This window comes from Streptomyces similanensis (genome assembly GCF_039543625.1).
Lineage (GTDB): Bacteria > Actinomycetota > Actinomycetes > Streptomycetales > Streptomycetaceae > Streptomyces > Streptomyces similanensis.
In genome coordinates this window covers 75,012-98,320 of the sequence record NZ_BAABKC010000027.1, presented here as the reverse complement: position 1 = coordinate 98,320, position 23,309 = coordinate 75,012, and the positions used below count along the sequence as shown (strand labels likewise).

Sequence of the window (23,309 nt, the reverse complement as noted above, 5' to 3'; positions counted from 1 at the left end):
GCGGCATGGACAGGGATGAGGAGTTGCTGCGCGGCCGGGTCTACGGAGAGGACCACGACCATCCCCGGCCCGGCCCCAAGCCCGGCCGGGTCTACGTCGAGCTGGTGGGCGGCCCGTTGGACGGCCTGCTGCTCGACGTCACCGGCTGGACGCGGGCCGAGACCGACGCCGGCGTCGCCCTCCCCACCGAGCTGGGGCGCTACGGCGCGGGCGGCCGGGCGACGTACGGTCCGCGCCCCGGCGATCCGCGCCGCTTCGACTGGAACGGCGACACTCCGTGACGGGACGGACGGCGCCACTCGCGTGAGTGAGGGCCGAACTGGTGACCTGGATTCCGGTTTCCCCCGCCGCGCCGGACGATGGGACGGGGCGATGAGGGCATCGCCTCTCGCATCGATGGGAGGGAGCGACATGGGACGACGATGGACGGGTTTCCTGCTGGCCGCCTCGGCCGTGGCGGCGACGACGCTCGGCGCCCCCGCCGAGGCGCGGGCGAGCGTCCTGTGCCCCGGCAACGCCATCTGCCTGTGGCACGGCCAGTACCACACCGGCACCCGCTACGTGTGGACGGGCGGCTACCACGACCTGCCCGGCGGCTTCACGGACCACGTGGGCTCCTTCCGGGCCAACCGGAGCGGGGCCTTCATCGACTGGGCGAGCGGCAAGGTCTGCCACCCGGTGCGCAAGGGCGACTACGGGGACTTCTACCTCCGCGGGTTCGGCGGGAAGATGGACGCGGTGGGCGACCGCTGCTGAGACGTCCGTCGTTGACACGGCGTCAGCTCGGCGGCCGCCGCAGCCGCCGTCACCGTGCGACGGCGTCGAGCCAGTCGTCGACGGTCACGACGTCCGCCCACTGCGGGAACAGCCGCTCGGTGAGGAACCGGTGCACCTCGGGGTCGAGATCCAGACAGGCGTCGCCGAGCACGGTGAGGCCGAAGTCCAGGTCGTTGGCCTGGCACAGGGTGTGCAGCACCACCGCGCTGGTGGCGATCCCGGCGAGCACCAGGCTGTCGATGCCGCGCGCCCTGAGCACCACGTCGAGGTCACTGCCCGAGAACGCGCTCGCCCGTCTCTTGGTGACCACCACCTCGCCCGGCAGGGGAGCCACCTCCGGGTGGATCTCCGTGCCCGGATCGCCCTCGACGTGGAGCCCGGCCCGCGCGACCGCGGTGAGCGCCCGGTTGCGCGCGCCGACCTCCGGGAATCCGGGCCGCAGGGCGATGACCACGTGGATCACGGGGATGTCTGCCGCCCGCGCGCCGTCGATCGCCCGGCGCAGCCGGGGCAGGTATCCGGAGCCGTCGTCGGCGAGGTCCACGACGGCGCGTTGGACGTCCATCACGAGGAGGGCGGTGCTCATGCTGTCTCCAGAGGTCGGATCGGGGTGACCGCGCCGCGCGAGGCGAGGCGGTGCGGGGCGGTGCTCCGCCCGGCCGTACGCGGAAACGTCACAGGAAGCGCCGGATCGGGGTGACCGCGGCCTCCTTGGCGCGCTGGAGCACCGCCCGTCTTCTCCACCGGGCCAGATCGATGTCCACGCTGCGCTCCAGGTCCGCATCGTAGTCGCGGTCCAGTTCCGCGGTCAGCGCCTCGTCCAGGACGGCGAGCATGACCTCCTCGTCGTGGTCCATGGACCGGCGGTTGAAGTTGGTCGACCCGATGAGGGAGGCGACCGAGTCCACCGTGATGATCTTCGCGTGCATCATGGTCGGCTGGTACTGCCGGATGCGCACCCCCGCCTCCAGCAGCCGTGTGTAGTGCTGCTGGCCGGCGAGCTGACAGGCGCGCTGGTCGGTGTGCGGGCCGGGGAGCAGGATCTCCACCCGCACCCCGCGCCGCGCGGTCCGGCACAGCAGGTCGATGAAGTACGTGTCGGGTGCGAAGTAGGCGGTGGCGAGGCGGAAGCGCTGCTCGGCGGAGGCGAGCATCACCCGGATGAGGGTCTGCATGTCCTGCCAGCCGATGCTGGCGGACCCGCGGACGACCTGCACGACGGCCGAGCCGACCTGCTCGTGTTCGGTGAAGCGGTCGCGGTCGTCGAAGAGTTCGTCATGGCACTCGGCCCAGTTCTGCGCGAACGCGGCGGCGATGCCGTCCACGGCCGGTCCGCGCACCTGCACATGCGTGTCCCGCCACTCGCCGGGGTTGCGGGCGTCGCCGCACCACTCCTTGGCGATGCCGACGCCCCCGGTGAACGCGGTGTGCTCGTCGACGACGAGGGCCTTGCGGTGGCAGCGGTGGTTCTGCTTGAACGGCGACAGCCACAACGGCTTGCGGAACCAGGCCACCTGCACCCCGGCGTCGTCCATCGCGTCCAGCAGGTCCCCCTCGATCTCCTTGGCCCCGAAGCCGTCGAGCAGGAGCCGCACCCGCACCCCCGCGCGGGCGCGCTCGGCGAGGGCGGCGGCGAAGTCGCGGGCGATGCGGCCGCGCCAGTACACGAACGTCATCATGTCGATCGTGTGCCGCGCGGAGCGGATCGCGCCGAGCATCGCGGGGAAGATCTCGTCGCCGTTGCGCAGCGGCACCAGGTCGTTGCCCTCGGTCGCGGCCACGCCGATCAGCCGCTCCAGGCGGCGGCGCAGGCGCTGCTTGCGGTCCGCCTGGTCCGCCTGGTCCGCCTGGTCCGCCTGGTCCGGCGTGGAGCCGGGCGCCTGAGGCGTTGGTATGCCGTCGACGATCACGCCGAATCTCCCTCTGAGCCGTGCGGGCACGTGGGGGCCGCCGGAGGAGTCCGGGGAACCCGAGGAAGATGATGCCCGACGGCCGCTGCCGCATTCCCGAGGGCGGTGCGGCGGCCCGGGGCACGGCGTCCCGTTCGACCCTGACACGGTGGCAAGGTGTTCACTGCCCATCGGGGGATGTGCGGGGACGGACCGGGAGGGACGGCAGGACGTGTTGATCGGTGAGGCGGCGCGACGCTCCGGGGTCAGCGCCCGCATGCTGCGGCACTACGAGTCGCTCGGCCTGGTCCGCCCCTCGGGCCGAACCGGGTCCGGCTACCGGGAGTACTCCGGCCGGGACATCCAGCGCGTCTTCCACGTCGAGAGCCTGCGGTCGCTGGGGCTCTCGCTGCGGGAGATCGGACGCGCGCTGGACGACCCCGGCTGCACGCCCTCGGCGCTCGTCGACGACCTCGTCAGCCGGACGCGTGAACACATCGCCGCGCAGCGCGCGTTGCTGGCCCGGCTGCGCCGGATCGACGCGGCGGACCCGGCCGGCTGGGACGACGTCCTCCAGGTCGTCGCACTGCTCCAGGCACTGGAGTCGAAGAGCCCCGACACCCGCCAGCGCGCGGTCCTCGCCTGCGTCGACCGGGCTGCGGCGCCGGTGGCGGCCCTGGTCGAGGCGGTGTTGGGCGAGACGGACCCGAACGTCGCCGGGGCCCTGCGCTGGGCGCTGGCGCGCTCGCCCGACCGCGGCCCGGAACTGCTGGCCGAGGCCCTTTCCGCACCGGCGGCCGCGGTGCGCGAACGCGCCGTGCGGTGCCTCGCGGAACTGCCCGGCGACGCGGCCGCCGCGCAGCTGCGGGTCGCCCTCGCGAGCCCCGACACCGTGGTCCGCGGGCACGCGGCCCTGGCGCTCGGGGCACGCGGCGCGGCCGAGGCGGTCCCCACCCTCGTCGACATGATCGTGGCGGGCCGCAACGACACCGACGCGGCCGACGCGCTGGCCGTGCTGGCGAGCGACACCGCGACGGCGGACCGCATCGCGCGCGGACTCGTCGACCACCTCGCCCGCCACGGCACGGACGCGCCCGCACGCGGACGGCTCACCCAGGCGCTGGCGGACATCCCGGGGGCCAGGGCGCAACGCGCCCTCGTGGCGCTGGCGCGGGACGCGGACCGCGCCGTGGCGCTGACCGCGGCGTACCTCCTGCGACGGCGCGCGGCACGGAGGTGTTGACCGGGCTACCGAGCGACTCGCCGGGCCACGGCGCATCCCCCGGTTGGTCTACTCGGTAGATGTTGCGCATCCGAACGAGCAAGGAGCGCAGCAAAGTTGGACGAGTTCTCGCGCGATGTCCGATTGATTCGCCTGCCACGGTGGGGGCATGTGTCCGCGAACCCGGGCGTGGTGCCGTGGCTGGTCTTCGATGAGGAGGGGCGGGCTGTCGAGCCGGTACGTCGGTATCTGATCGATTTCGTCGCCCGGTACAACCGGCCTGGCAGCGTCCGCAGCTACGCATTCGATCTGCTGCGGTGGTGGCGGTGGCTCCGGGTGGTGGATGTTCCGTGGAACCAGGCCACTCCTGCCGAAGGTCGGGACTTCGCGTTGTGGCTGGGGGCGACGGTCAAGGTGCCCAACGCTGCGCGGACGGTATCCAGCGCGACGGCGGGCACCATCAACCCAATCACCAAGAAGCCCTACCTGGACGACCGCTACAAGCCCCGCACCATCCGGCACAGCAACGCGGTGATCCGCAGCTTCTACACCTTCTGGATCGAGACCGGCGACGGCCCGCTGATCAACCCGGTGCCGCTGGCGCGCTCTGAGCGTCGCCGTCCCCACGCCCATCACAACCCGCTCGATCCGTATCGAGGCGAGGGCCGGCTTCGGTACAACCCGAAAGTCCCACGCCGTCGGCCCCGGCAGATGTCGGACGAGCGGTGGAACGAGTTGTTCGCCGCGCTGCGCTCCAACCGAGACCGGGCGATCGTCGCGCTCGCCATCAGCAACGGCGCCCGCGCCTCGGAACTCCTGGGCATGAAGGGGGTCGACGTGGACTGGGGCGATCAGCTCGTGCGTGTGGTGCGTAAGGGCGCCCAGGCCGAGCAGTGGCTGCCCGCGAGCGCGGAGGCGTTCATCTGGGTGCGGCTCTATCAGAGCGAGGGCACGCCGCTGGATCCGCAGGCTCCGCTGTGGTGGACCCTGCGCCGACGTGATCACGGCGCGGGACTGATCCATCAGCCGATGAACTACGAGGCCCTGCGGGCGGTGTTCCGCCGCGCCAACGCCCTGCTGGAGACGAACTGGTCCATGCACGACCTGCGACACACCGCCGCTCTGCGCATGGCCCGCGACAAGCGGCTTTCACCGCGTGACGTGCAGACCATCCTCGGACACGCACACCTCAGCACCACCGCCGACATTTACCTGGTCGAGGACGAAGAGCAGGTGATCGCTCGCGTCCAGGAGTACCTCGCCGACGTCAAGGAACGTGCCGCGCTCCCGCCGCCCTCGCCGGCCATCGGCTACGAGGCGAGCGCCCTGGACGTGCTGTTCGGCGGTGAGCTCGCATGACCCGGCAAGGATCGCGGCGGGCCAACTCCGTCCGGCTGGCGGGAACCGGACCCGTTCCGCCGCGGCCGTTGTTCGTCGACCACGAGCTGAAAGCCGATGAAAGACGTGTCGGGCCCCACGATCACCTGACCCGCGCCGAGGTGCTTGCGCTGCTGCCGGCCTCTCTGTCCTGGCCGTCCCGCGATTCCAAATCGGACCGGGACCGGGGGCACATGCGGCTGCTGAACGCGGCCAGGCTCCTGGACTGGCTCGCGGACCATCCCGGCGACGGGTGGCAGGAACGCTGGCGGGCGGCCGGCGCCGACAGCGGCAAGGAAATCGTACTCGCCGCCGTGCTGGGCGACGACCAGAGTGAGTCCCAGCGCAACGGCCTGGTGGCGGGTCTCAACTGCCTGATGATGGGTCGGATCGTCCTGCCGGGATACGCCTTCCTGCGCGGCTACAAGGCGTTGCGGCTGTTCAAAGACGTCCAGCAGACGTTTCCCGACGGGGATCTGGACACCATGCGCGATCACGGCACCGGGCTGGGTATGACGCCCCGGCACGTCGATGAAGGCTTGCGCCTGATCTCCGCGATGGTTCTGCACACGGGCCGTGACCTGCATGAATTGACCGCTGAGGACATCTTCCACGTCCGGGCCCTGGGCCGCCGGCTGCGAGGGGAGGCGTTCATCGGGACCCACACGGCCTGGGAACTGCTGCGAGGCGTCGGCGTCATCCAGTCCAAGGAAACCCTCGAGGACGCTCTTCGATTCGGCCAGCGGCCGACGGCCGAACTGGTCGATGCCTACAACATCCAGTCGACAGCGATCCGGAACGTGCTGGTGCGGTATCTCGACGAACGCCGTCCCGGTGTCGACTACGGCAGTTTCCGCGGACTGGTACGGGAGCTCGTCGGTGTCTTCTGGGCGGACATCGAGGCCCACCACCCCGGCATCGACATCCTCCGGCTCCCCGACGACGTCGTCGACGGCTGGAAGCAACGGCTCGTGACCTACGTCCACAGCAAGAGCGGGGAGGTAAAAGAGCGACGGGGCCGTATCGCCGTGATGATGCGCGTGCGAGGCTTCTACCTCGACATCCAGGAATGGGCGCACGAGGACCCGTTCTGGGCACAGTGGGCCGTCCCCAGTCCCATCACCCGGGGCGATGGAGCCGGAAACCACAAGATTTACAAGGAGACCACCGCACGCATGCACCAGCGGGTGCGCGAGCGGCTCCCTCATCTTCCGCTGCTGGTCCAGACGGCCGAGCGAGTCCACCGTGAGGCCGTCGCCCTGCTGGAGGCGGCTTGCGCCACCCCGCTCAACGGGGTCTTCGAGCACGACGGGACGAGCTATGTGCGGGAGCTGCTGAAGGTGAACCAGGTTCCCAGCCGGCTGGACCACGGATCGCCGCACGTCTACATCCGGGCGGTCGGCGCCACCGGCCGCCGGATCAACCAGAGCCTCGTGGAGGACGACGCCTTCTGGTCCTGGGCAGTCATCGAGACTTTGCGCCACACCGGAGTTCGAGCCGAGGAACTGACGGAACTGACGCACCTGGCACTGGTCTCCTACCGGCTGCCCGAGACCGGAGAAGTCGTTCCGCTGCTTCAGATCGTTCCGTCCAAGAGCAACGAGGAGCGGCTCCTGCTGGTCAGCCCCGAACTCGCCAGCGTCCTGGCCACAGTCATCAAGCGCCTTCGCGACGCCAACGGCGGCAAGATCCCGCTTGTCGCCCGCTACGACTCCCACGAGCGCGTTACCGGCCCGCTGCTGCCTCATCTCTTCCAGCGGCGGCCCTACCGGCAGCCGCAGGTTATGAGCGAGGCCGCGGTCAAGCACAGGCTCGACCGAACGCTGGAAGCCACCGGCCTGCGCGACCAGGCAGGGCAGCCGCTGACCTACACGCCGCACGACTTCCGCCGGATGTTCGCCACCGAGGCCGTCACCGGCGGGCTACCCGTTCACATCGCCGCCCGCATCCTGGGACACAAGACGCTGACCACCACTCAGGCATACCTTGCGGTCTTCCAGGACGACCTGGTGCGGACCTACCGCGGCTTCCTCGACCGGCGCCGAGCGGATCGGCCGCAGGACGAGTACCGCGAGCCCACCGAGCAGGAGTGGCACGACTTTCAGCAGCACTTCGAGCTCCGCAAGGTGTCGCTGGGTACCTGCGGGCGACTCTACGGAACCCCCTGCAAGCACGAGCATGCCTGCATCCGTTTCCCGGTCCTCCAGATGGATCCTCGCCAGCGACCCCGCCTCCTGGAGATCATCCAGAACCTCCGCGAGCGCATCCGCGAGGCCCGCGCCAACGGCTGGCTCGGCGAGGTCGAAGGACTTCAAGTCAGCTTTGACGCCGCGATGGCCAAACTCAACAACCTCAAACGGGCTCCGACCGATGGCCGGCCGCAGCTGGTCGACCTTGGCATGCCGGTCTTCACCGACCCCGCACCACTGCTTCAACCAGGATCGGGAGAGCCCGGATACCGGCCCTGATCCGGTCACCGAGCGAGTTCGGCTTGGCGAAGACTGCGGAACACCTCCGGGGTCGTCCATCCGCGCAGCGTGGCGTAAATCGACGAGCGGAATGCGGCCTCGGCTGCGGTGGCGTCCAGGGCCCCGGCCAGTTCAAGAGTCACCAGCCCGTGCAGGGCGGCCCAGATTGACAGGGCGATCGCCGTTGCGTCGCCGGCGAAAACGGCCGCCGCCAAGGCGCGATCGATCGCCGCGAGGAGCGGACGGATCGGGTCACTGGCACCGGCCTCCCCCGACGGGTCGAAGGACTGCACACCACCGAACAGCACCGTGTACAGGTGGCTGTGTCCCCGCCCCCAGCGACGGTAGGCGACGGCCAGCGCGTAGAGGTCGGCGAGAGGGTCCGCGGAGGTCTGCACCGCTGACACGTCCTGGAACAGGCCGGCGACGGCTCTGTCGCGCACCGCACCGATCAGCCCGTCCTTACCGCCGAACAGGGAGTACACCGCCGTCGTCGACGCCTCGGCGGCAGCGGCCACGGCGCGGACCGTGAGCGACTCCCGCGGACGGGTGGCGAGCATCTCGGTCGCGCACTCCACAAGCCGCTCTTTGACGGCCTCGTCGTTTGTTCTCGGCCTACCCACGGCCAGCAGCCTACTCCCTCTGATAACGTCGTTTTGAAACAGCGTTCTGAAACTGTCGGAGGTCCGCCGTGCCCATGCCCGCCATACGCCTCGTCCGCTTCACTGGACGCTTACTGCTGGCCCTGGCCGCCGTCACGATGCTGGTCGTCGTCTTTCTCGCACTGATCGCCCTCACAGATGGGGCAGGCTCGGGGCTCGCCGCATGGTTGACGACCCTTGGAGTCGGAGCTGTCCTCGCGCTGTGGCGGGGCCGGCACCGCACCTGGCCGGCGCGGCTCGTGCCGTTCCTGCCGGTGGTCGTCGCGGCGGCGTTGACAGCGACGGTCTGCATCCCGACTGTGCCGACGGCCCGGCGGTACCCGCACGCCCTGCCCTTCGCAGCCACGCAGCACTGGAGCCTGGCCACAGGCAGCCGGGTAGCGGTGTACCACTACCCGCCCGCGAACCCCGGCACCCGGCACCCCATCCCGCTCGTGTACCTCAACGGCGGACCGGTCCGTGGCATCTCGGTGCTCGACCACCGGTTCCTGCAACTCCTGGCACGCCAGGGCTACGACGTCTACGCCTACGAACAGGCAGGCGGCGGACGAAGCGACCTGCTCCCCATGGACCAGTACACGATCTCCAGGTCGGTCCGCGACCTCGCCGCCTTCATCGACCGCCTGGACAAGGGCAAGGTCGACATCCTGGGATTCTCCTCAGGCGGGGCCGTGCTCACCCGAGCTCTGGCCGACCCGAGCGCCGCCGCCCGCTTTCACCAGGCGATCATCGCCGAGCCCGGCCCCATGGACGGCCCCACCGCACACATCGCCGGGCACAAGGGCCGAAAATCCGCGCGCGACCTCGCGCCGGCTCTGACCGGGCCGCGATCGACGCACGTTCCCCGGTACGCCGTGGCCTTCGGCCTCATGCGGCTCGGACTCCTCAGCCCCGACACCGGACTGATCGGACAGGCCGAAGGCGTCAACGCCTTCACCGCCGCAGATCTCGGCAGCGACACCGCATCCGCATACTGCGCGCGCGACGCGCACCGCATCCCCGCCGAGGACACCGCACAGAACTTCTCCTTCAGCCCCGCCGCCAGCCTCCGCATCCAGCAGACGGTCAAGGACTCGCCCTCCATCGCACCGCAACTGAGGCGCTCCCGAACCCCCGCGATGCTGATGATCGCCGAGTGCTCCTCCCAGGTCCGTCAATGGGAGACCACCGTCCTTGCCAATGACCCCGCCATCCAGCGCACGCAGTACATGCCCGGAGTCGGACACCACATGTGGAACGGCCTCGACGACAACAACAACCGGGCCGTCGCCGTCATCACCGCGTTCCTTCAGGGCAAGCGAGCACCCCTGCCGAACTACCCGACCCGCGACGAGATCCCTGCCTTCCTGCGCGACCACAAATGAATACGGTTCAGCCGTGACCGGCAACGGCGGGCGAAACCTCGAAGCTGCCCCGGCCCTGCGGCAGGTGCAGCCAAGGGCGATCTCTTAGTCCGGAAAAGAGGTGTTGACCGGACTACCGCACGACACGCCGGACGTGAGCGCATCCCCCGCGTGGCCTAGTCGGTAGACGTCGCGCATCCGAACGACGAAGGAGCGCGACGAAGTTGGACGCAGCATCTCATGACATCCAGTTGATTCGCCTGCCGCGATGGGGGCGGGTAGCCGTGGGAGCCGGGGCGGTGCCCTGGCTGGTCTTCGACGAGGAGGGAGGAGTGGTGGAGCCGATTCGCAGGTTCCTGATCGACTTCGTCGCTCGGGACAACCGGCCGGGCAGCGTCCGCAGCTACGCCTTCGATCTCCTGCGCTGGTGGCGATGGCTTCGCGTGGTCCAGGTTGAGTGGGACCGGGCCACGTCCGCCGAGGTACGCGACTTCGTGCTGTGGCTGCGGGTCACGACGAAGCCTCGGTCCTCCCCGCGGACGCACTCGGCGGCGACCGCGGGGACGACCAACACGATCACGAAGAAGCCATACCTGGACGACCTCTACAAGCCGCGGACGATCCGGCACAGCAACGCCGTACTCCGCAGCTTCTACGAATTCTGGATCGAGTCGGGCAGCGGCCCGCTGGTCAACCCGGTGCCGCTGGCCCGGAGCGCGCGGCGCCGCCCGCACGCCCATCACAACCCGCTGGATCCCTACGGCGGCGAGGACCGACTGCGCTACGACCCCCAGGTCCCGCGCCGGCGCCCACGGCAGATGCCGGACGAGCGATGGAACGAGATGTTCGCGGCCCTGCGGTCCAACCGGGACCGGGCGATCCTCGCGCTCGGCATCAGCAACGCCGCTCGGGCCTCCGAGCTCCTCGGGGAAGCCGCCGAGCCAACTCCGTCCGCCGGGCCGGAACCGGCCCCGCGCCGGCGAAGCCGTTGTTCATTGAGCACGACCTCACAGCGGACAAGGAACGCGTCGGCCCACACGACCACCTCACCTGAGACGAGGTCCTGGCCCTGAACGAGGACGATCCGCGCTGCGCGGAGTCCAGGCGCAACGAGCTCATGATGGGCCTCAACAGCCTGCTCATCAGCCGGGTGGTTCTCCCGCGCTACGTCTTCCTGCGCGGCTACAAGGCGATGCGGCTCTGCAAGGACGTCCAGCAGATGTTCCCCGCCGGGCAGCTGGACCGAATGCGCGACTTCGGCGCCGAGATCGGCATGACGCACCGCCACATCGACGAGGGCCTGCGCGTCATTTCCTCGATCATCCTGCACACGGGCCGGGAGCTCGCTCAGCTCACCGCCGAGGACGTCTTCTACCTGCGGGCCGTCGGACGACGGGAGACCGGTGAGGCATACGTGGGTACCCACAGCGCCTGGGACTTGCTGGGGGGCGCCGGCGTCATCGACTCGAAGGACACCCTCAAGGACGCACTGCGGCACGGGCAGCGGCCCACCGCCGAGCTGGTCGACGCCTACAACATCCAGTCCACGCAGGTCCGCAACCTGCTCGTCCGTTACCTCGAAGAACGCCGCCCCGGGATCGACTACGGCACCTTCCGAGGACTGGTACGCGAACTGGCCGGCGTGTTCTGGGCGGACATCGAGGCACGCCACCCCGGCATCGACACCCTCCGTCTGCCCGACGAGGTCGTCGACGGCTGGAAACAACGCCTGGTCACCTACGTCAACAAGAGCGGAGAGGTCAAAGAGCGCCGCTCACGCATCGACGTCATGATGCGGGTGCGCGGCTTCTACCTCGACATCCAGGAGTGGGCCCACGAGGACCCGTTCTGGGTCCAGTGGGCAGTGCCAAGCCCGATCACCCGGGGCGACGGCGCCGGGAACCACAAGATCATCAAGACCACATCCCGGATGCACCAGCGAGTCCGCGAGCGGCTGCCCCATCTTCCCGTGCTGCTGCAGACAGCCGAGCGAGTGCACCGAGAGGCCGTCGCTCTCCTGGAGGCCGCCCGCGCCACCCCGTTCAACGAGACCTTCGAGCACGGCGAGACGCGATACCTGCGGGTCCTTCCCAAGGTGAACCAGGTGCCCAGCCGCCTCGACCATGGCTCGCCGCATGTCTACATCAAGGAGGTCGACAGCACCGAACGAAGGATCAGCCAGAGCCTCGTGGAGGATGACGCCTTCTGGGCCTGGGCGATCATCGAGACGCTACGGCACACCGGAGTTCGCGCCGAAGAACCGACCGAGCTCATCCACCTCGCGCTGGTCTCCTACAAACTGCCCGACACCAGCGAGGTCGTCCCGCTCCTCCAGATCGTTCCCTCCAAGAGCAACGAGGAACAGCTACTGCTGGTCAGCCCTGAACTGGCCAGCGTCCTGGCCACGATCATCAAGCGCCTGCGCGACGTCAATGGCGGGAAAATCCCGCTGATCTCCCGCTACGACTCACACGAGCGCGTCACGGGCCCCCAGCTGCCCCACCTGTTCCAGCGCCGCCCCTACTGGCAGCCGCAGGTCATGAGCGAGGCCGGCATCAAGCGCGCCCTGGACCGCACCCTGGAGGCTACTGGACTACGCGACCAGGCCGGCGAGCCACTGCGCTACACACCGCACGACTTCTGAAGGATGTTCGCGACCGAGGCCGTCACCGGCGGACTGCCCGTTCACATCGCAGCCCGCATCCTCGGTCACAAAACACTGACCACCACCCAGGCATGCCTCGCCGTCTTCCAGGACGACCTGGTACGCACCTACCGCGGCTTCCTCGACCGGCGCCGGGCCGAGCGCCCCCAAGAGGAATATCGCGAGCCGACTGCGGCGGAGTGGCAGGACTTCCAGCAGCACTACGAGCTCCGCAAGGTCTCCCTCGGCACCTGCGGGCGCCCCGACGTATACGACGGTACGGGCCCTGAGGTTCAGCACACTGAACCTCAGGTGCACGTGGCGTTGGGACGTCGCAGATGCCAGCTGGGGCGGTGAACACCAGCAGGGCCCACCCGGTAAAAACGCCGCACCGCAGCGTCTTCCTACCGTGTTCCGGCCGCACCCTGGGTTGGGTTCACGCGCTCAAGCTTGGTCCAGCCGGTCCAGCCTCGCTTCGTCAGCAGCTCGATCAGCCGACGGGCCGGCGGCAGGGTGTCAAACACATGTGTATCCAGCAGTTCGGCGAACGGTGGCTCGATGCCGGTGTCGTCGACGTAGAACTCGCCCTGCTCGTTGGCCATCTGTGTGATGTAGGCGGCCAGCTTGTCGGCCAGTTCGACGAGCCGTGGGTCGTCGTCGGTGCCGTCGAGAGCTTTGCCCAGGGTGAGATAGAAATCGATGATCTGTGGGTTGGCTATCTGCTCCCGCTTGCGTGCCATCCACTCCGGGACGCGCTCGGGTGAGCGCGCGGCCAGCGGGATCCAGCCGTCGCGCTCGACTTGGACGATCCGTTCGTCGACTCCGAGCACCCGCAGCCGGTCAAGGTAGTCGACCACTTCCTGGGGCAGTGCCAGGCTGTCTCCGGAGGCGAGGCGGGCGATCCGCTCGCGGTGTCGCTGCCGTTCCCGGATCTCCGCACGCAGCCGCTTGTCGATATCTGCGACTGCCGCGGCGAACTCCTCCTCGTTTGCCTGGAGCAGTTCCCGGACGCGTGCCAGAGGGACCCCGGCCTCGGCGAGGGTCCGGATCTTGACCAACTCGACCACGGCGTCGGCGCCGTACCTCCGATAGCCGGAGTGGTCCCGCTCCGGTTCCGGCAGCAGTCCCTTGGCGTGATAGTGCCGCACCGCGCGCACCGTCACTCCGGCATACGACGCCAGCTCGCCGATAGTCAGCATCGGACCAGTCTCCTAGTTCGCAGCCCGGGTCCGGTAGAGACGCCGCGACCAGAGGTAGCCGACCAGCCCGATCACCACACACCAGCCGATGGCCCAGAGCATGTCCGAACCATCGGGCGATCCGGCCAGCAGACCGCGGAAAGCGTTCATGATCGGCGTGAACGGCTGGTACTCGGCGAACCACCGCAGCCCGGTCGGCATCGACTCCACCGGTACAAACCCGCTGCCCACGAACGGCAGCAGTATGAAGATCATCGGCCAGTTACTCGCGGCCTCCGGGTTCGGGCTGACCAGCCCCAACGCCACGGTGAACCAGGTCATCGCGAACGACAGCAGCGCGAGCAGTCCGACGAGGCCCAACCACTGCATCGCCGAGGCGGCGGTCTCCAAACCCAGCAGGAACGCCACCCCGAAGACCGTGGCGAGGGCCAGCGCAGTCTGGACCATCGCGCCCAGCACATGGCCGGTGAGCACCGAGACCTTGGCGATGGCCATGGTTCGGAACCGGTCAATGATTCCGCCTGTCATGTCGGTGGCGACCGAGACCGCGGTGCTGATGGACACGCTCGCCACCGCCATCACCAAGATCCCCGGAGTGATGAACGTCAGGTAGTCGCCGCGGTCCCCCGCCGGGGCTCCGGGCAGACCGGCGCCCATGGTGCCTCCGAAGACGTAGACGAACAGCAGCAGGAACACCAGCGGCACGCCGATCAGCATCAGCGTCTGCGACGGGTACCGGGCCATGTGCTTCAGGTTGCGGCGCAGCATGGTCGCCGAATCGCGGACGGCATACGTCGGGCTATTCATGCCGGCACATCCTCGGGAGACTCGTCGGCGGTGGAGTGGTCAGTCAGAGCCAGGAACACGTCGTCCAGGTCCGCGGTGTGCACGGCGAGCCCGGTGACCGCGTCGTCGTCGATCCCGGCCAACAGCCGTCGCAGCGTGGTGAGGCTGCCGTCGTGCGTCAGGTTCAGGGTGAGCGCAGTGGCGTTTGTGTTCGCCCCGGGGAACTGGCGTGCCAACTCGGCCAGCCGTTCACTGTCGGCGGCCTGAAGCTCGACATGACCGCCGGGGACCAGTCGCTTCAGCTCGGCCGCGGTGCCCTCGGCGACCAGTTGGCCTCCGTCGAGCACACCGATCCGGTCGGCAAGCTGGTCGGCCTCCTCCAGGTACTGGGTGGTGAGAAAGACGGTCACCCCGTCGGCCACCAGTCCCCGCACGATCCCCCACAGGTCCCGGCGGCTGCGCGGGTCAAGGCCGGTGGTCGGCTCGTCGAGAAAGATCAGCCGAGGCCCGGCCACCAGGGTCATGGCCAGGTCCAGCCGCCGCTTCATACCGCCGGAGTACGTCACCGCACGCCGGTCGGCGGCATCAGCCAGGTGGAACCGCTCCAGCAGTTGCCCTACCACGCTCTCCGCATGGCGCCGGTCGAGGTGACCGAGGTCGGCCATCAACCGCAGATTCTCCCGCCCGGTCAGTAACTCGTCCACGGCGGAGAACTGCCCGGTCACTCCGATCGACGCGCGCACCTGGTCTGCCTCGCGCCGTATGTCGTACCCGGCGACCCAAGCCTCACCGGCGTCCGCAGGGAGCAACGTGGACAGGATCCGGACTGTGGTGGTCTTGCCGGCCCCGTTGGGTCCGAGCAGGGCGTAGACGGTGCCTACTGGGACGGTCAGGTCGACTCCGGCGACCACCTCGTTGTCGCCGTACGACTTACGCAGCCCGGCGACCTCGATCGCACTGGTTCTCGTCGTCATGCCGCCCATGCTGAGAGGTTGCCCCTGCGTCAGGGTCAACTGTTGCGCTACATGGCCTCCACCCGGTGATCGATCTCTTAGTCCGGAAAAGTGACGCGACCGCCGCTGACGCGGCCCCCGCCGACATGGCCGCCGCCGACATGGCCCACGGCGGCACGGCGGCACGGCGGCACGGCGGACGCCGGGGCCTCGCGCCAACTCCCCGCCCCGCGCGAGCCCCCGCCCCCGCCCGAGTTCCAGGTCCAAAATCCGCCAGCGTCCGCCGGACCGGCCGACGACGCTGGAGCCATGACCGGATACACACCCCTTGCCATCCCCTCCGCCGTGCTGCGGGAACTGCGTGACGCCGACGACGCGGGGCGGCCCCCGCAGCCGTTCACCGCGGGCGGGGACGACGACGTCCTCGACAGCGCGGGCAGCCCGCTGCGCTGCTGCCTGCGCGCCGTCGAGCCCGGCGAACGGATCGCCCTCGTCTCCTACGCGCCGCTGCGCCGCTGGGCGGCGGCGACCGGGGCCCGGCCCGGGGCGTACGACGAGACGGGGCCGGTGTTCGTCCACGCCGCCGACTGCGCCGGGCCGTCGGCCGCCGCCGGGGCCTACCCCTTCGCGCGGCCGGGGGCGCTGCGCACCATCCGCCGCTACGACGCGCACGGGCGCATCGTCGGGGGCGCCTGCTTCCAGATCCCCGAGGACGCCGACGCCGGGTTCGAGCGGGCCTTCGACGAGGCGTTCGCCGCGCCGGACGTGGCGCTGGTGCACGTGCGGGCCCTGGAGTACGGCTGCTTCCAGTTCGAGGTACGGCGGCCGTGAGGGCGGCCGGTCAGTCCCCGCTCCCGTGCCCGTCCGTCCCGGCGTCCTCGTCCTCATCGCGTTCGTCATCCTCCGCACCGGCCGCGTCGCCGATGGCGACGCGCAGGTCGTGCATGCCCTGGAGGGTGTCGATGAGGGCCTCCTCGGCCCCGCTCAGCGCCTGCCGGGTGCCCGCCGCGTCGTCGCGGTCGGCGTGCAGCTGGGCGCCGAGCGCGTAGACCGCCGTCATCACGGCGGCGAAGGCGGCCTCCCGGCCCGGTGGCAGTTCCTCCGCCCGGGGCTCGGAGACCTGGAGCGCGGTGCGCTGCAACCTGTTCGTCAGGACGTTGACCGCGACGCCGGGGTCCGCCCCCAGCTCCTGCCCCCAGCCGTGCAGCGTCTGGAGGACGTCCTCGACCTCGCCCTCCTCGGTCAGCCGGGTCGCGGCCGTGATCAGCAGTTCCGTCCTGGCGAGCAGGCCGCCGAGCAGCCGCAGCCGCTCCTCCTCCCGCGGACCGCCGGGACTCCCGTCCCCATCCGCCGTCGGTTCGGCCGTCAGAGCGGCCAGCGCCGCGCGGATCTGCTCGGCGCTTACCGGGTGCCTGCCACTGATGCTCACGGTCCCAGCTTCCCCCCGGACCGGCGCGTACGCCCGGGCGTCTCGGCCGTTCGAGTGATCCGGCCGCCCGCGCACCGCCTCGCGGCGCGGGCCGCGGGTCACGGGCCGTGGGTCCGCGAGGTTCCCCCTGTCAGCCGGCCGCCGGCGGTTCCGGGCGGCACGGCTTGCTCATGTACAGCGCGTGCTCGCCCGCCGAGAGCGTGCCGTCGTAGAGCGCCGTGTCCAGTCCGCAGAAGGCGAAGCCCATGCGGCGGTACGCGCGGATCGCCGGGGCGTTGACGTTCGTGACCTCCAGCCAGACGTGAGCGGCGCCGCGCTGACGGGCGAAGCCGACGGCGCGGTCCATCAGGCGGCGTCCGATGCCCCGGCCCCGATGCGCGGGCGCGACCTCGATGTCCTCGACGACCAGCCGCCGGTTCCACGCGGCGTAGGAGACGGCGGCGAAGCCCACCAGACGGCCGCCGGGGCCGACGGCGACGTACGTGCGTCCGTCCGGATCCGCACCGTCGGGGGAGCCGTCGTCGGCGTCCCGCTCCGGGAAGACCTTGCGCAGGGGCGGGTCCACCGGCGTCTCCCGGAGGCCGAAGCCCTCCTCGGTGACGGTCACGCGGTAGACGGTGCGGGTGGTGAAGGAGCCGTCGAGCGCCTTCATCGCCTCGGCGTCCTCGGGTCGGGCGGGGCGGACCACGTAGTCCCTGTCGTCAGCGGTCGTCATGCCCCGAACCTACGCCCCGTCACCTCCGTCTCCGCCCCGCCCCCACAATGCCGCCCACCTGTGAAGGTCTGCCGGGGAAACGACGGGTTCGCCGACCGGGCCTTGTGGCGGCGGCCGCCCTGGCATACCTACGTGCCTCATGAACCTTTTCGGTCGCAGCTCCGCACTCCGACCCGCGACGGCCTCCGCCGCCCCGGCCGCACCCGAGGGCGCGGTGCGTCCGGCCGGGTCGGCGTCCGCCGCCACCGCCGTCGTTCCCGACGCCGCGCAGGCGGCGCTGACCGGGGACTGGATGATCGACCCCGCGCACAGCAGGATCGGCTTCTCCGTACGGCACGCCATGGTGACGACGGTGCGCGGCGCCTTCACGGCGTACGAGAGCCGCCTGTACTTCGACGGCCGCGATCCGGCGCGCTCACACGCCGAGATCGTGCTCTCCACCGCGAGTGTCGACACCGGCGTGGAGCAGCGCGACGCACACCTGGTCGGCCGGGACTTCCTCGACGCGGCGCGCCATCCCCGGATGACGTTCACCAGCACCTCCGTACGCCTCGCCGGCCAGGACGTGTACCGGATGAGCGGCGACCTCACCATCAAGGACGTCACCCGTCCCGTCGTCCTGGAGCTGACCTACATCGGCCACGTCACCGACCCGTTCGGCTACGAGCGGGCCGGCTTCGACGGCACCACGACGATCAACCGCTCCGACTGGGGCCTGACCTACAACGCCAGACTCGCCCAGGGCGGAGCCATGGTCAGCGAGAAGGTCCGGCTCCAGTTCGACATCGCCGCCATCCGCACCCCCGAGTGAGACCGGCTCCCACGCGGACACGGGACCTGACGGCGGCTCATGGCGGCATCCGGCGGTTGTGCGAAACGATGTTTTATGGCTCCTCCAGGAGGCCGTTACGGTCCGACGCATGGACTGGAACTTTGCGACGGTCGAAGAACTCACGGCCGCCCTGCGCGCCGGTGACGTCACCTCGGCGGAACTGACCGACGCGGCGATCGCCCGTATCGAGCGCGACGACAAGGCGGTCAACGCGATCTGCGTACCCGACTTCGACCGCGCGCGGGCCGCCGCGCGCGACGCCGACCGGGCGCGCGCCCGCGGCGAGGACCGGCCGCTGCTCGGCATCCCGGTCACGGTCAAGGAGTCCTACGACGTCGCCGGACTGCCCACCACCTGGGGCATGCCGCAGCACCGGGACCACGTGCCGGCCGAGGACGCGGTGCAGGTCTCGCGGCTCAAGGCCGCGGGCGCGGTGGTGCTCGGCAAGACGAACGTGCCCCTCGTGCTCCGGGACATACAGACCTTCAACGAGATCTACGGCACCACCAACAACCCGTGGGACCACGGCCGTACGGCGGGGGGCTCCTCCGGCGGATCGGCGGCGGCGCTGGCGTCCGGGTTCGGCGCGCTGTCCATCGGCTCCGACCTCGCCGGCTCGCTGCGCACCCCCGCGCACTTCTGCGGCGTCTACGCGCACAAACCGACGTGGGGCCTGGCGGCGAGCCGGGGCATGGTCCCGCCGCGCGCACCGGCCCTGCCGGCCGAGACGGACCTCGCCGTGGTCGGCCCGATGGCGCGCACCGCCCGCGACCTCGCGCTCCTGCTCGACGTCATGGCCGGACCCGACCCGCTGACGTCCGGTGCGGCGTACGCGTTGACGCTGCCGCCCGCGCGCCATGAACGGCTCGCCGACTTCCGGGTGCTGGTCCTCGACGCGCATCCGCTGATCGGCACCTCGGCCGCCGTGCGGGCGGGGGTGCACCGGGTGGCCGACGCGCTCGCCGCGGGCGGCGCCCGCGTCGAGCGGCACAGTCCGCTGCTGCCCGATCTGACCGAAGCCGGGCTGCTCTACATGGAGTTGCTGACCTCCGGCGCCGTCGGGCGCATGCCCGCCGAGGCGTACGAGGGGCTGCGGACGATGGCCGCCGCACTGGAGGCGGACGACCGCAGCCCGGGTGCGGCACGGCTGCGCGGCGCGGCGTTCAGCCACCGCGACTGGCTGGTGGCCGACGGCCGCCGCGAACTGCACCGCCACGGCTGGCGGCGGCTGTTCGCCGCGTTCGACGCGGTGGTGTGCCCGATCACCCCCACCCCCGCGTTCCCGCACGACCACCACCCCGATCCGGAGCAGCGCCTGATCGACGTGGACGGCGTCGCGTACCCGTACTTCGACCAGCTCGTCTGGGCCGGTGTGGCCACCATGCCCGGCCTGCCCGCCACCGCCGTGCCGGCGGGCCGGACCTCCGAGGGCCTGCCGGTCGGCGTGCAGCTCATCGGCCCGATGTTCGAGGACCGCACCCCGCTGCGGCTGGCCGAACTGCTGGCGGAGGAGATCGGCGGCTTCCAGGCGCCGCGGTAGGCGCGTCCCGGAGCCCTGCTGTCGTCGACTGGCGTCCCCCAAAAAATGGGAAGTGAGCAGGTAGGACGCCCTGCTACGGTGCCCCGATGGCAGCCATCAGGAAGTTCCAGGTCACCTTCGACTGCGCGGAGCCCGGGCGCGTCGCCCGCTTCTGGTGCGAGGTACTCGGGTACGTCGTACCGCCGCCCCCGGAGGGGTTCGACACCTGGGACGACTACGACGACTCGCTGCCGCCCGAGCAGCGGGATGCGTGGTCCGCCTGCGTGGACCCCTCGGGGGCGGGCCCGCGGCTGTACTTCCAGCGCGTTCCCGAGGGCAAGACCGTCAAGAACCGGGTCCACCTCGACGTGCGGGCCGGCACCGGACTGGTGGGGGAGGAGCGCCTGGCCACCCTGGAGGCCGAGGCCGTACGCCTTGAGGCGCTCGGCGCGGCGCGCGTGCGAGTGCTGCTCGCCGACGAGGAGAACGAGTCGTGCATCGTGATGCAGGACGTCGAGGGCAACGAGTTCTGTCTCGACTGAACGAGCCGGAACACCCCGCACGCCGCTGGGCGGTCGATCCGGGAACCGCTCTGACGGCGGCCACCGCGGTGACCGCCGCGCTGAGCGTGCTGAGCCTGTGGTGGGCCGTCCTGGCCGCCGTCGCCGCGTTCCTGGCGGGACGGCGGCCGGGACGGACGGCGCCGACGGCGCTCGCGCTGGTCGCGCTGCTCGCGGCCGGTGTGGTGGCGCTGTCCGTCGTTCCCGCCTGGCTGCCCCTGGCCGGCCGGTTCGTGGCGGTGGTGGTCGCCGCCGTGCTGCTGCCCTGGTTCGCGGGCCGGTTCTGGTGCCAGTACCAGCAGCTCGTCCGGGCCGGCTGGGAGCGCGCCGATCAGCTGCAACGCGAACGGCGACTGATCGAGAGCCAGGCCAGGCTGCGCGAACGGGCCCGGATCGCCCAGGACATGCACGACGTGCTCGGCCATGACCTCAGCCTGATCGCCCTGTCGGCCGGCGCGCTCAAACTCGCCCCGGACCTCGAAGAACACCACCGTGGGGCGGCGGGGGAGATCCGCGCCCGGGCCGCGGCCGCGGTGGAGCGTCTCGGCGAGGTGATCGGCGTCCTGCGCGAGGAGACCGGCACGACGCCGGCGGACCGCGACGACTCCAGTCTGACGCGCCTGACCGCCGAGGCGTCCGCGGCCGGTCTCAGCGTGGAGTTGCGCGTCGACGGTGAGGCGGACGACCTGCCGGAGACGGTCGAGCGGGCGGCCCACCGCGTCGTACGGGAAGCGCTGACCAACGTCGTCAAACACGCGCCCGGCGCGACGGCCAGCGTCCACGTCACGCACACGGCGACGCGGACGCGAGTCGAGGTGGAGAACGGCCCGCCGCCGTCAGCGGCCGGCCGGCGGTCCCTGTCCCGAGGCGGCGGGCGCGGCCTCATCGGGCTGGACGAGCGTGTGCGGCTGACCGGCGGCTCGTTCGAACACGGCCCACGCGACGGCGGCTACGCGGTCCTCGCGCACATCCCGCACACCCCCTCCCTCCCGCCGCCGCTCGCGCCCGCGACCGCCGACGTCCCCGAGGTGCCGTGGGAACACCGCCGCGCCCGGCGCCGGGCCGGCCGCGCCCTGGCCGCCGCGGTGATGGTGCCCCTGGTGACGGGCGCCCTGCTCAGTGGAGCGCTTGTGGTCTGGGAGACGCTGTCGGTCTCGCGGACGGTCCTGGACCCGGGCGACTACGCCCGCCTGCGGGTGGGGCAGGATCGTTCAGAGGTGGAGCGTTTCCTGCCGGACCGGCAGACGGACCACCGACCGCTGACCGCCGAGCCGACGGGAGACGACACGACGTGCCTGTATTACGCGATGACGGCCGACCGGTTCGACGACCGGTCCGGCGATGCCTACCGGCTCTGCTTCCGCGAGGACGTGCTGGTGTCCCTGGACACGATCACCCCGTGAGCGTCCGGTGATCCGGGTGCTGATCGCCGACGACGAGCCGATGGTCCGGGCGGGCATCCGCGCCGTCCTCGCCACGGACCCGGAGATCGAGGTCGTCGCCGAGGCCGCCGACGGGCACGGCGCCGTGGAGTTGGTCCGGCGCCACCGCCCGGCGGTGGCCGTGCTCGACATCCGCATGCCGGGCCTGAACGGCATCGACGCCGCCGCGGAGATCTGCGGCATCGCCCCCGCCACGGGCGTCGTCATGCTGACGACCTTCGGCGAGGACGACTACATCCTGAAGGCGCTCGGCGGTGGAGCGGCGGGCTTTCTGATCAAGTCCGGCGAGCCCGAGGAGCTGATCACCGGGGTGCGTGCCGTGGCCGAGGGCGCCGCCTACCTGTCACCGAAGGTCGCCGCCCGGGTCATCGCCCACCTCGCCGCGACGGGTGCGGGCGCCCTGGCCGGCCGGCGCTCCGCCGCCCGCGAGCGGATCTCCGCCCTCACCGCCCGGGAACGGGAGGTGCTGGCCTTCCTCGGCAGCGGCCTGTCCAACGGTCAGATCGCCCGCCGGCTGCGTGTGGTGGAGGGAACGGTCAAGGCCCATGTCAGTGCCATCCTGGCCGGGCTGGGCGTGGACAACCGGGCCGCTGCCGCGGTCGTGGCTCACGAGGCCGGGATCGTCGCGCCCCGGCCCTCCCCGCCGTGACGCCACGCGCTGGGCCAGGGGCAGCAGCGCGAGCAGCAGTGCCGCCACGACCGTGCCGCCGAGCGTCGCGCCGGCCAGCACGTCGTGCGGGTAATGCACCCCCACCAGCACCCGCAGCAGCGCGGCGGCCCCGGCCAGCGGCAGCGTGAGCGCGGCCAGGCGGGGCCGCAGCACGGCGAGCCCGACGGCCAACCCGGCGGCCAGGACGGCGTGGTTGCTCGGGAACGACCAGTCCCCGACGCCAGGACACCGAGCGACGGGCCGGGCGGCCGCCCCCAGCGCACGGCACGGCCGCTCCTCGTCCACCACGAGTTTCACCGCCTCGCTCACCGCGTAGGCCGCGACGGTGCCGACGCCGGTCAGCACGGTCCCGGCGACCGCCCGGACGTCCTTGCGGCGGACCGCCGTCCATCCCGTCCACGCCAGCAGCATCCCGAGGATCACCAGGGTGCCGTCCGTGGCCGCCTCCAACAGCGCGCCCAGCCACGACGGCGCGTCCGCCACCGCCCCGGTCACCGAGCGGTACGCCGACGCCGACGCCCCACCCGTGACCTCGATCGCACCGGCGTCGCCCAGGCCGCCGGGCGACAGCCGGATGACGACTGCCGCTCCCGCGCACAGGACGCCCGACGCGCCGAGCAGCCGTGCGGCGGCCCCGTATCTCTTCCGTGGTTCTCGTTCCATGAGCGGCGAATGTAGAAGCGCCGGCCGCCGCGAACCCGGGCCGAAAGACAAGGACGCACCCTGACGAAGGTCAGGGTTGACGGCGCCACGCTCGGCTCCTTACGCAAATCCGCGTCATGAGAACCGCACTGTCGCGCAAGAATTTGCGTTCCTTGCGCA

23 protein-coding genes and 1 pseudogene are annotated in these 23,309 nt (G+C 71.0%); 15 read left to right on the top strand and 9 right to left on the bottom strand.

The features are described 5' to 3' along the window. Positions 1 to 5 precede the first annotated feature (5 nt). Positions 6 to 281 (top strand): hypothetical protein, encoded by a 276-nt coding sequence (locus ABEB07_RS10220; RefSeq protein ID WP_176146954.1) that lies wholly within the window; start codon positions 6 to 8, stop codon positions 279 to 281. Between the two features lie 130 nt (positions 282 to 411). Further along, the gene (locus ABEB07_RS10215) at positions 412 to 756 is read left to right on the top strand and encodes a hypothetical protein (RefSeq protein ID WP_345667971.1); all 345 of its coding nucleotides are present in this window, start codon (positions 412 to 414) and stop codon (positions 754 to 756) included. 49 nt (positions 757 to 805) lie between these two features. Here ABEB07_RS10215 and ABEB07_RS10210 read toward each other — a convergent pair whose 3' ends face one another. Together ABEB07_RS10210 and ABEB07_RS10205 are read right to left on the bottom strand one after the other, a co-directional pair. Next, positions 806 to 1,363 carry a cysteine hydrolase family protein gene (locus tag ABEB07_RS10210; protein WP_176146952.1) on the bottom strand — a complete coding sequence of 186 codons (558 nt, stop codon included), beginning with the start codon at positions 1,361 to 1,363 and terminating at the stop codon, positions 806 to 808. A gap of 88 nt (positions 1,364 to 1,451) precedes the next feature. Next, the gene (locus ABEB07_RS10205) at positions 1,452 to 2,687 is read right to left on the bottom strand and encodes a phospholipase D-like domain-containing protein (RefSeq protein ID WP_425588983.1); all 1,236 of its coding nucleotides are present in this window, start codon (positions 2,685 to 2,687) and stop codon (positions 1,452 to 1,454) included. A 211-nt stretch (positions 2,688 to 2,898) separates the two neighbouring features. On the opposite strand from ABEB07_RS10205, the gene ABEB07_RS10200 reads away from it, so the two are divergent. From ABEB07_RS10200 to ABEB07_RS10190, 3 genes are all read left to right on the top strand, one after another. Further along, complete coding sequence (locus ABEB07_RS10200; RefSeq protein WP_345667969.1) at positions 2,899 to 3,909, top strand: HEAT repeat domain-containing protein; 1,011 nt, start codon at positions 2,899 to 2,901, stop codon at positions 3,907 to 3,909. Between the two features lie 96 nt (positions 3,910 to 4,005). After that, positions 4,006 to 5,247, top strand: a complete 1,242-nt coding sequence (locus ABEB07_RS10195) for a tyrosine-type recombinase/integrase (protein WP_345667968.1) — start codon at positions 4,006 to 4,008, stop codon at positions 5,245 to 5,247. Beyond that, positions 5,244 to 7,733, top strand: a complete 2,490-nt coding sequence (locus ABEB07_RS10190) for a tyrosine-type recombinase/integrase (RefSeq protein ID WP_345667967.1) — start codon at positions 5,244 to 5,246, stop codon at positions 7,731 to 7,733. The genes ABEB07_RS10195 and ABEB07_RS10190 overlap by 4 nt, the downstream gene beginning before the upstream one ends. A gap of 5 nt (positions 7,734 to 7,738) precedes the next feature. On the opposite strand, the gene ABEB07_RS10185 is transcribed toward ABEB07_RS10190, so the two are convergent. Beyond that, positions 7,739 to 8,356 carry a TetR/AcrR family transcriptional regulator gene (locus ABEB07_RS10185; protein WP_345667966.1) on the bottom strand — a complete coding sequence of 206 codons (618 nt, stop codon included), beginning with the start codon at positions 8,354 to 8,356 and terminating at the stop codon, positions 7,739 to 7,741. A 137-nt stretch (positions 8,357 to 8,493) separates the two neighbouring features. On the opposite strand from ABEB07_RS10185, the gene ABEB07_RS10180 reads away from it, so the two are divergent. From ABEB07_RS10180 to ABEB07_RS10165, 4 genes are all read left to right on the top strand, one after another. Beyond that, positions 8,494 to 9,759 (top strand): alpha/beta hydrolase, encoded by a 1,266-nt coding sequence (locus ABEB07_RS10180; RefSeq protein WP_345667965.1) that lies wholly within the window; start codon positions 8,494 to 8,496, stop codon positions 9,757 to 9,759. Between the two features lie 203 nt (positions 9,760 to 9,962). Beyond that, on the top strand, positions 9,963 to 10,811 hold the full coding sequence (locus ABEB07_RS10175; protein WP_345667964.1) for a site-specific integrase: 849 nt from the start codon (positions 9,963 to 9,965) through the stop codon (positions 10,809 to 10,811). Positions 10,812 to 10,858: 47 nt separating this feature from the next. Next, entirely contained in the window at positions 10,859 to 12,382 is a 1,524-nt protein-coding gene (locus ABEB07_RS10170) for a hypothetical protein (protein WP_345667963.1), read from the top strand. A gap of 3 nt (positions 12,383 to 12,385) precedes the next feature. Next, positions 12,386 to 12,739: a hypothetical protein gene (locus ABEB07_RS10165; protein ID WP_345667962.1), complete on the top strand. Its 354-nt coding sequence runs from the start codon at positions 12,386 to 12,388 to the stop codon at positions 12,737 to 12,739. 47 nt (positions 12,740 to 12,786) lie between these two features. Here ABEB07_RS10165 and ABEB07_RS10160 read toward each other — a convergent pair whose 3' ends face one another. The 3 genes from ABEB07_RS10160 to ABEB07_RS10150 are packed head-to-tail and all read right to left on the bottom strand — an operon-like array spanning position 12,787 to position 15,341. Continuing rightward, positions 12,787 to 13,581, bottom strand: coding sequence for a MerR family transcriptional regulator (locus ABEB07_RS10160; RefSeq protein WP_176146948.1), 795 nt, complete (start codon positions 13,579 to 13,581; stop codon positions 12,787 to 12,789). A gap of 12 nt (positions 13,582 to 13,593) precedes the next feature. Beyond that, positions 13,594 to 14,388, bottom strand: a complete 795-nt coding sequence (locus tag ABEB07_RS10155; RefSeq protein WP_176146947.1) for an ABC transporter permease — start codon at positions 14,386 to 14,388, stop codon at positions 13,594 to 13,596. Beyond that, positions 14,385 to 15,341: an ABC transporter ATP-binding protein gene (locus ABEB07_RS10150; RefSeq protein WP_176151733.1), complete on the bottom strand. Its 957-nt coding sequence runs from the start codon at positions 15,339 to 15,341 to the stop codon at positions 14,385 to 14,387. Before ABEB07_RS10150 ends, ABEB07_RS10155 begins: the two co-directional genes overlap by 4 nt. 288 nt (positions 15,342 to 15,629) lie before the next feature. Here ABEB07_RS10150 and ABEB07_RS10145 point away from each other — a divergent pair, with 288 nt between their 5' ends. Further along, positions 15,630 to 16,151 carry a DUF1203 domain-containing protein gene (locus ABEB07_RS10145; protein WP_345667961.1) on the top strand — a complete coding sequence of 174 codons (522 nt, stop codon included), beginning with the start codon at positions 15,630 to 15,632 and terminating at the stop codon, positions 16,149 to 16,151. Positions 16,152 to 16,161: 10 nt separating this feature from the next. On the opposite strand, the gene ABEB07_RS10140 is transcribed toward ABEB07_RS10145, so the two are convergent. After that, positions 16,162 to 16,749, bottom strand: a complete 588-nt coding sequence (locus ABEB07_RS10140; protein ID WP_345667960.1) for a hypothetical protein — start codon at positions 16,747 to 16,749, stop codon at positions 16,162 to 16,164. A 130-nt stretch (positions 16,750 to 16,879) separates the two neighbouring features. After that, entirely contained in the window at positions 16,880 to 17,464 is a 585-nt protein-coding gene (locus tag ABEB07_RS10135) for a GNAT family N-acetyltransferase (protein ID WP_345667959.1), read from the bottom strand. Positions 17,465 to 17,603: 139 nt separating this feature from the next. Between ABEB07_RS10135 and ABEB07_RS10130 the strand changes: the two genes are divergently transcribed. From ABEB07_RS10130 to ABEB07_RS10110, 5 genes are all read left to right on the top strand, one after another. Continuing rightward, entirely contained in the window at positions 17,604 to 18,275 is a 672-nt protein-coding gene (locus tag ABEB07_RS10130) for a YceI family protein (protein WP_345667958.1), read from the top strand. 109 nt (positions 18,276 to 18,384) lie between these two features. Then, complete coding sequence (locus ABEB07_RS10125) at positions 18,385 to 19,836, top strand: amidase (RefSeq protein ID WP_345667957.1); 1,452 nt, start codon at positions 18,385 to 18,387, stop codon at positions 19,834 to 19,836. A gap of 86 nt (positions 19,837 to 19,922) precedes the next feature. Further along, the gene (locus tag ABEB07_RS10120) at positions 19,923 to 20,357 is read left to right on the top strand and encodes a VOC family protein (protein ID WP_176146941.1); all 435 of its coding nucleotides are present in this window, start codon (positions 19,923 to 19,925) and stop codon (positions 20,355 to 20,357) included. Between the two features lie 68 nt (positions 20,358 to 20,425). After that, on the top strand, positions 20,426 to 21,778 hold the full coding sequence (locus tag ABEB07_RS10115; protein ID WP_425588982.1) for a sensor histidine kinase: 1,353 nt from the start codon (positions 20,426 to 20,428) through the stop codon (positions 21,776 to 21,778). 7 nt (positions 21,779 to 21,785) lie between these two features. Continuing rightward, positions 21,786 to 22,466, top strand: coding sequence for a response regulator transcription factor (locus tag ABEB07_RS10110; RefSeq protein ID WP_345667955.1), 681 nt, complete (start codon positions 21,786 to 21,788; stop codon positions 22,464 to 22,466). Here ABEB07_RS10110 and ABEB07_RS39180 read toward each other — a convergent pair. Further along, positions 22,422 to 23,150 (bottom strand): annotated as a pseudogene (locus ABEB07_RS39180) (phosphatase PAP2 family protein); the annotation flags it as partial. The gene ABEB07_RS10110 and the pseudogene ABEB07_RS39180 overlap by 45 nt on opposite strands. Positions 23,151 to 23,309: the final 159 nt, after the last annotated feature.

Bases quoted from the DNA above. Each gene is read 5' to 3' on its own strand.
- ABEB07_RS10220 (WP_176146954.1), top strand. From the start codon at position 6: ATGGACAGGGATGAGGAGTTGCTGCGCGGCCGGGTCTACGGAGAGGAC.
- ABEB07_RS10215 (WP_345667971.1), top strand. From the start codon at position 412: ATGGGACGACGATGGACGGGTTTCCTGCTGGCCGCCTCGGCCGTGGCG.
- ABEB07_RS10210 (WP_176146952.1), bottom strand. From the start codon at position 1,363: ATGAGCACCGCCCTCCTCGTGATGGACGTCCAACGCGCCGTCGTGGAC.
- ABEB07_RS10190 (WP_345667967.1), top strand. From the start codon at position 5,244: ATGACCCGGCAAGGATCGCGGCGGGCCAACTCCGTCCGGCTGGCGGGA.
- ABEB07_RS10180 (WP_345667965.1), top strand. From the start codon at position 8,494: ATGCTGGTCGTCGTCTTTCTCGCACTGATCGCCCTCACAGATGGGGCA.
- ABEB07_RS10170 (WP_345667963.1), top strand. From the start codon at position 10,859: ATGGGCCTCAACAGCCTGCTCATCAGCCGGGTGGTTCTCCCGCGCTAC.
- ABEB07_RS10165 (WP_345667962.1), top strand. From the start codon at position 12,386: ATGTTCGCGACCGAGGCCGTCACCGGCGGACTGCCCGTTCACATCGCA.
- ABEB07_RS10160 (WP_176146948.1), bottom strand. From the start codon at position 13,581: ATGCTGACTATCGGCGAGCTGGCGTCGTATGCCGGAGTGACGGTGCGC.
- ABEB07_RS10155 (WP_176146947.1), bottom strand. From the start codon at position 14,388: ATGAATAGCCCGACGTATGCCGTCCGCGATTCGGCGACCATGCTGCGC.
- ABEB07_RS10150 (WP_176151733.1), bottom strand. From the start codon at position 15,341: ATGACGACGAGAACCAGTGCGATCGAGGTCGCCGGGCTGCGTAAGTCG.
- ABEB07_RS10145 (WP_345667961.1), top strand. From the start codon at position 15,630: ATGACCGGATACACACCCCTTGCCATCCCCTCCGCCGTGCTGCGGGAA.
- ABEB07_RS10135 (WP_345667959.1), bottom strand. From the start codon at position 17,464: ATGACGACCGCTGACGACAGGGACTACGTGGTCCGCCCCGCCCGACCC.
- ABEB07_RS10130 (WP_345667958.1), top strand. From the start codon at position 17,604: ATGAACCTTTTCGGTCGCAGCTCCGCACTCCGACCCGCGACGGCCTCC.
- ABEB07_RS10125 (WP_345667957.1), top strand. From the start codon at position 18,385: ATGGACTGGAACTTTGCGACGGTCGAAGAACTCACGGCCGCCCTGCGC.
- ABEB07_RS10120 (WP_176146941.1), top strand. From the start codon at position 19,923: ATGGCAGCCATCAGGAAGTTCCAGGTCACCTTCGACTGCGCGGAGCCC.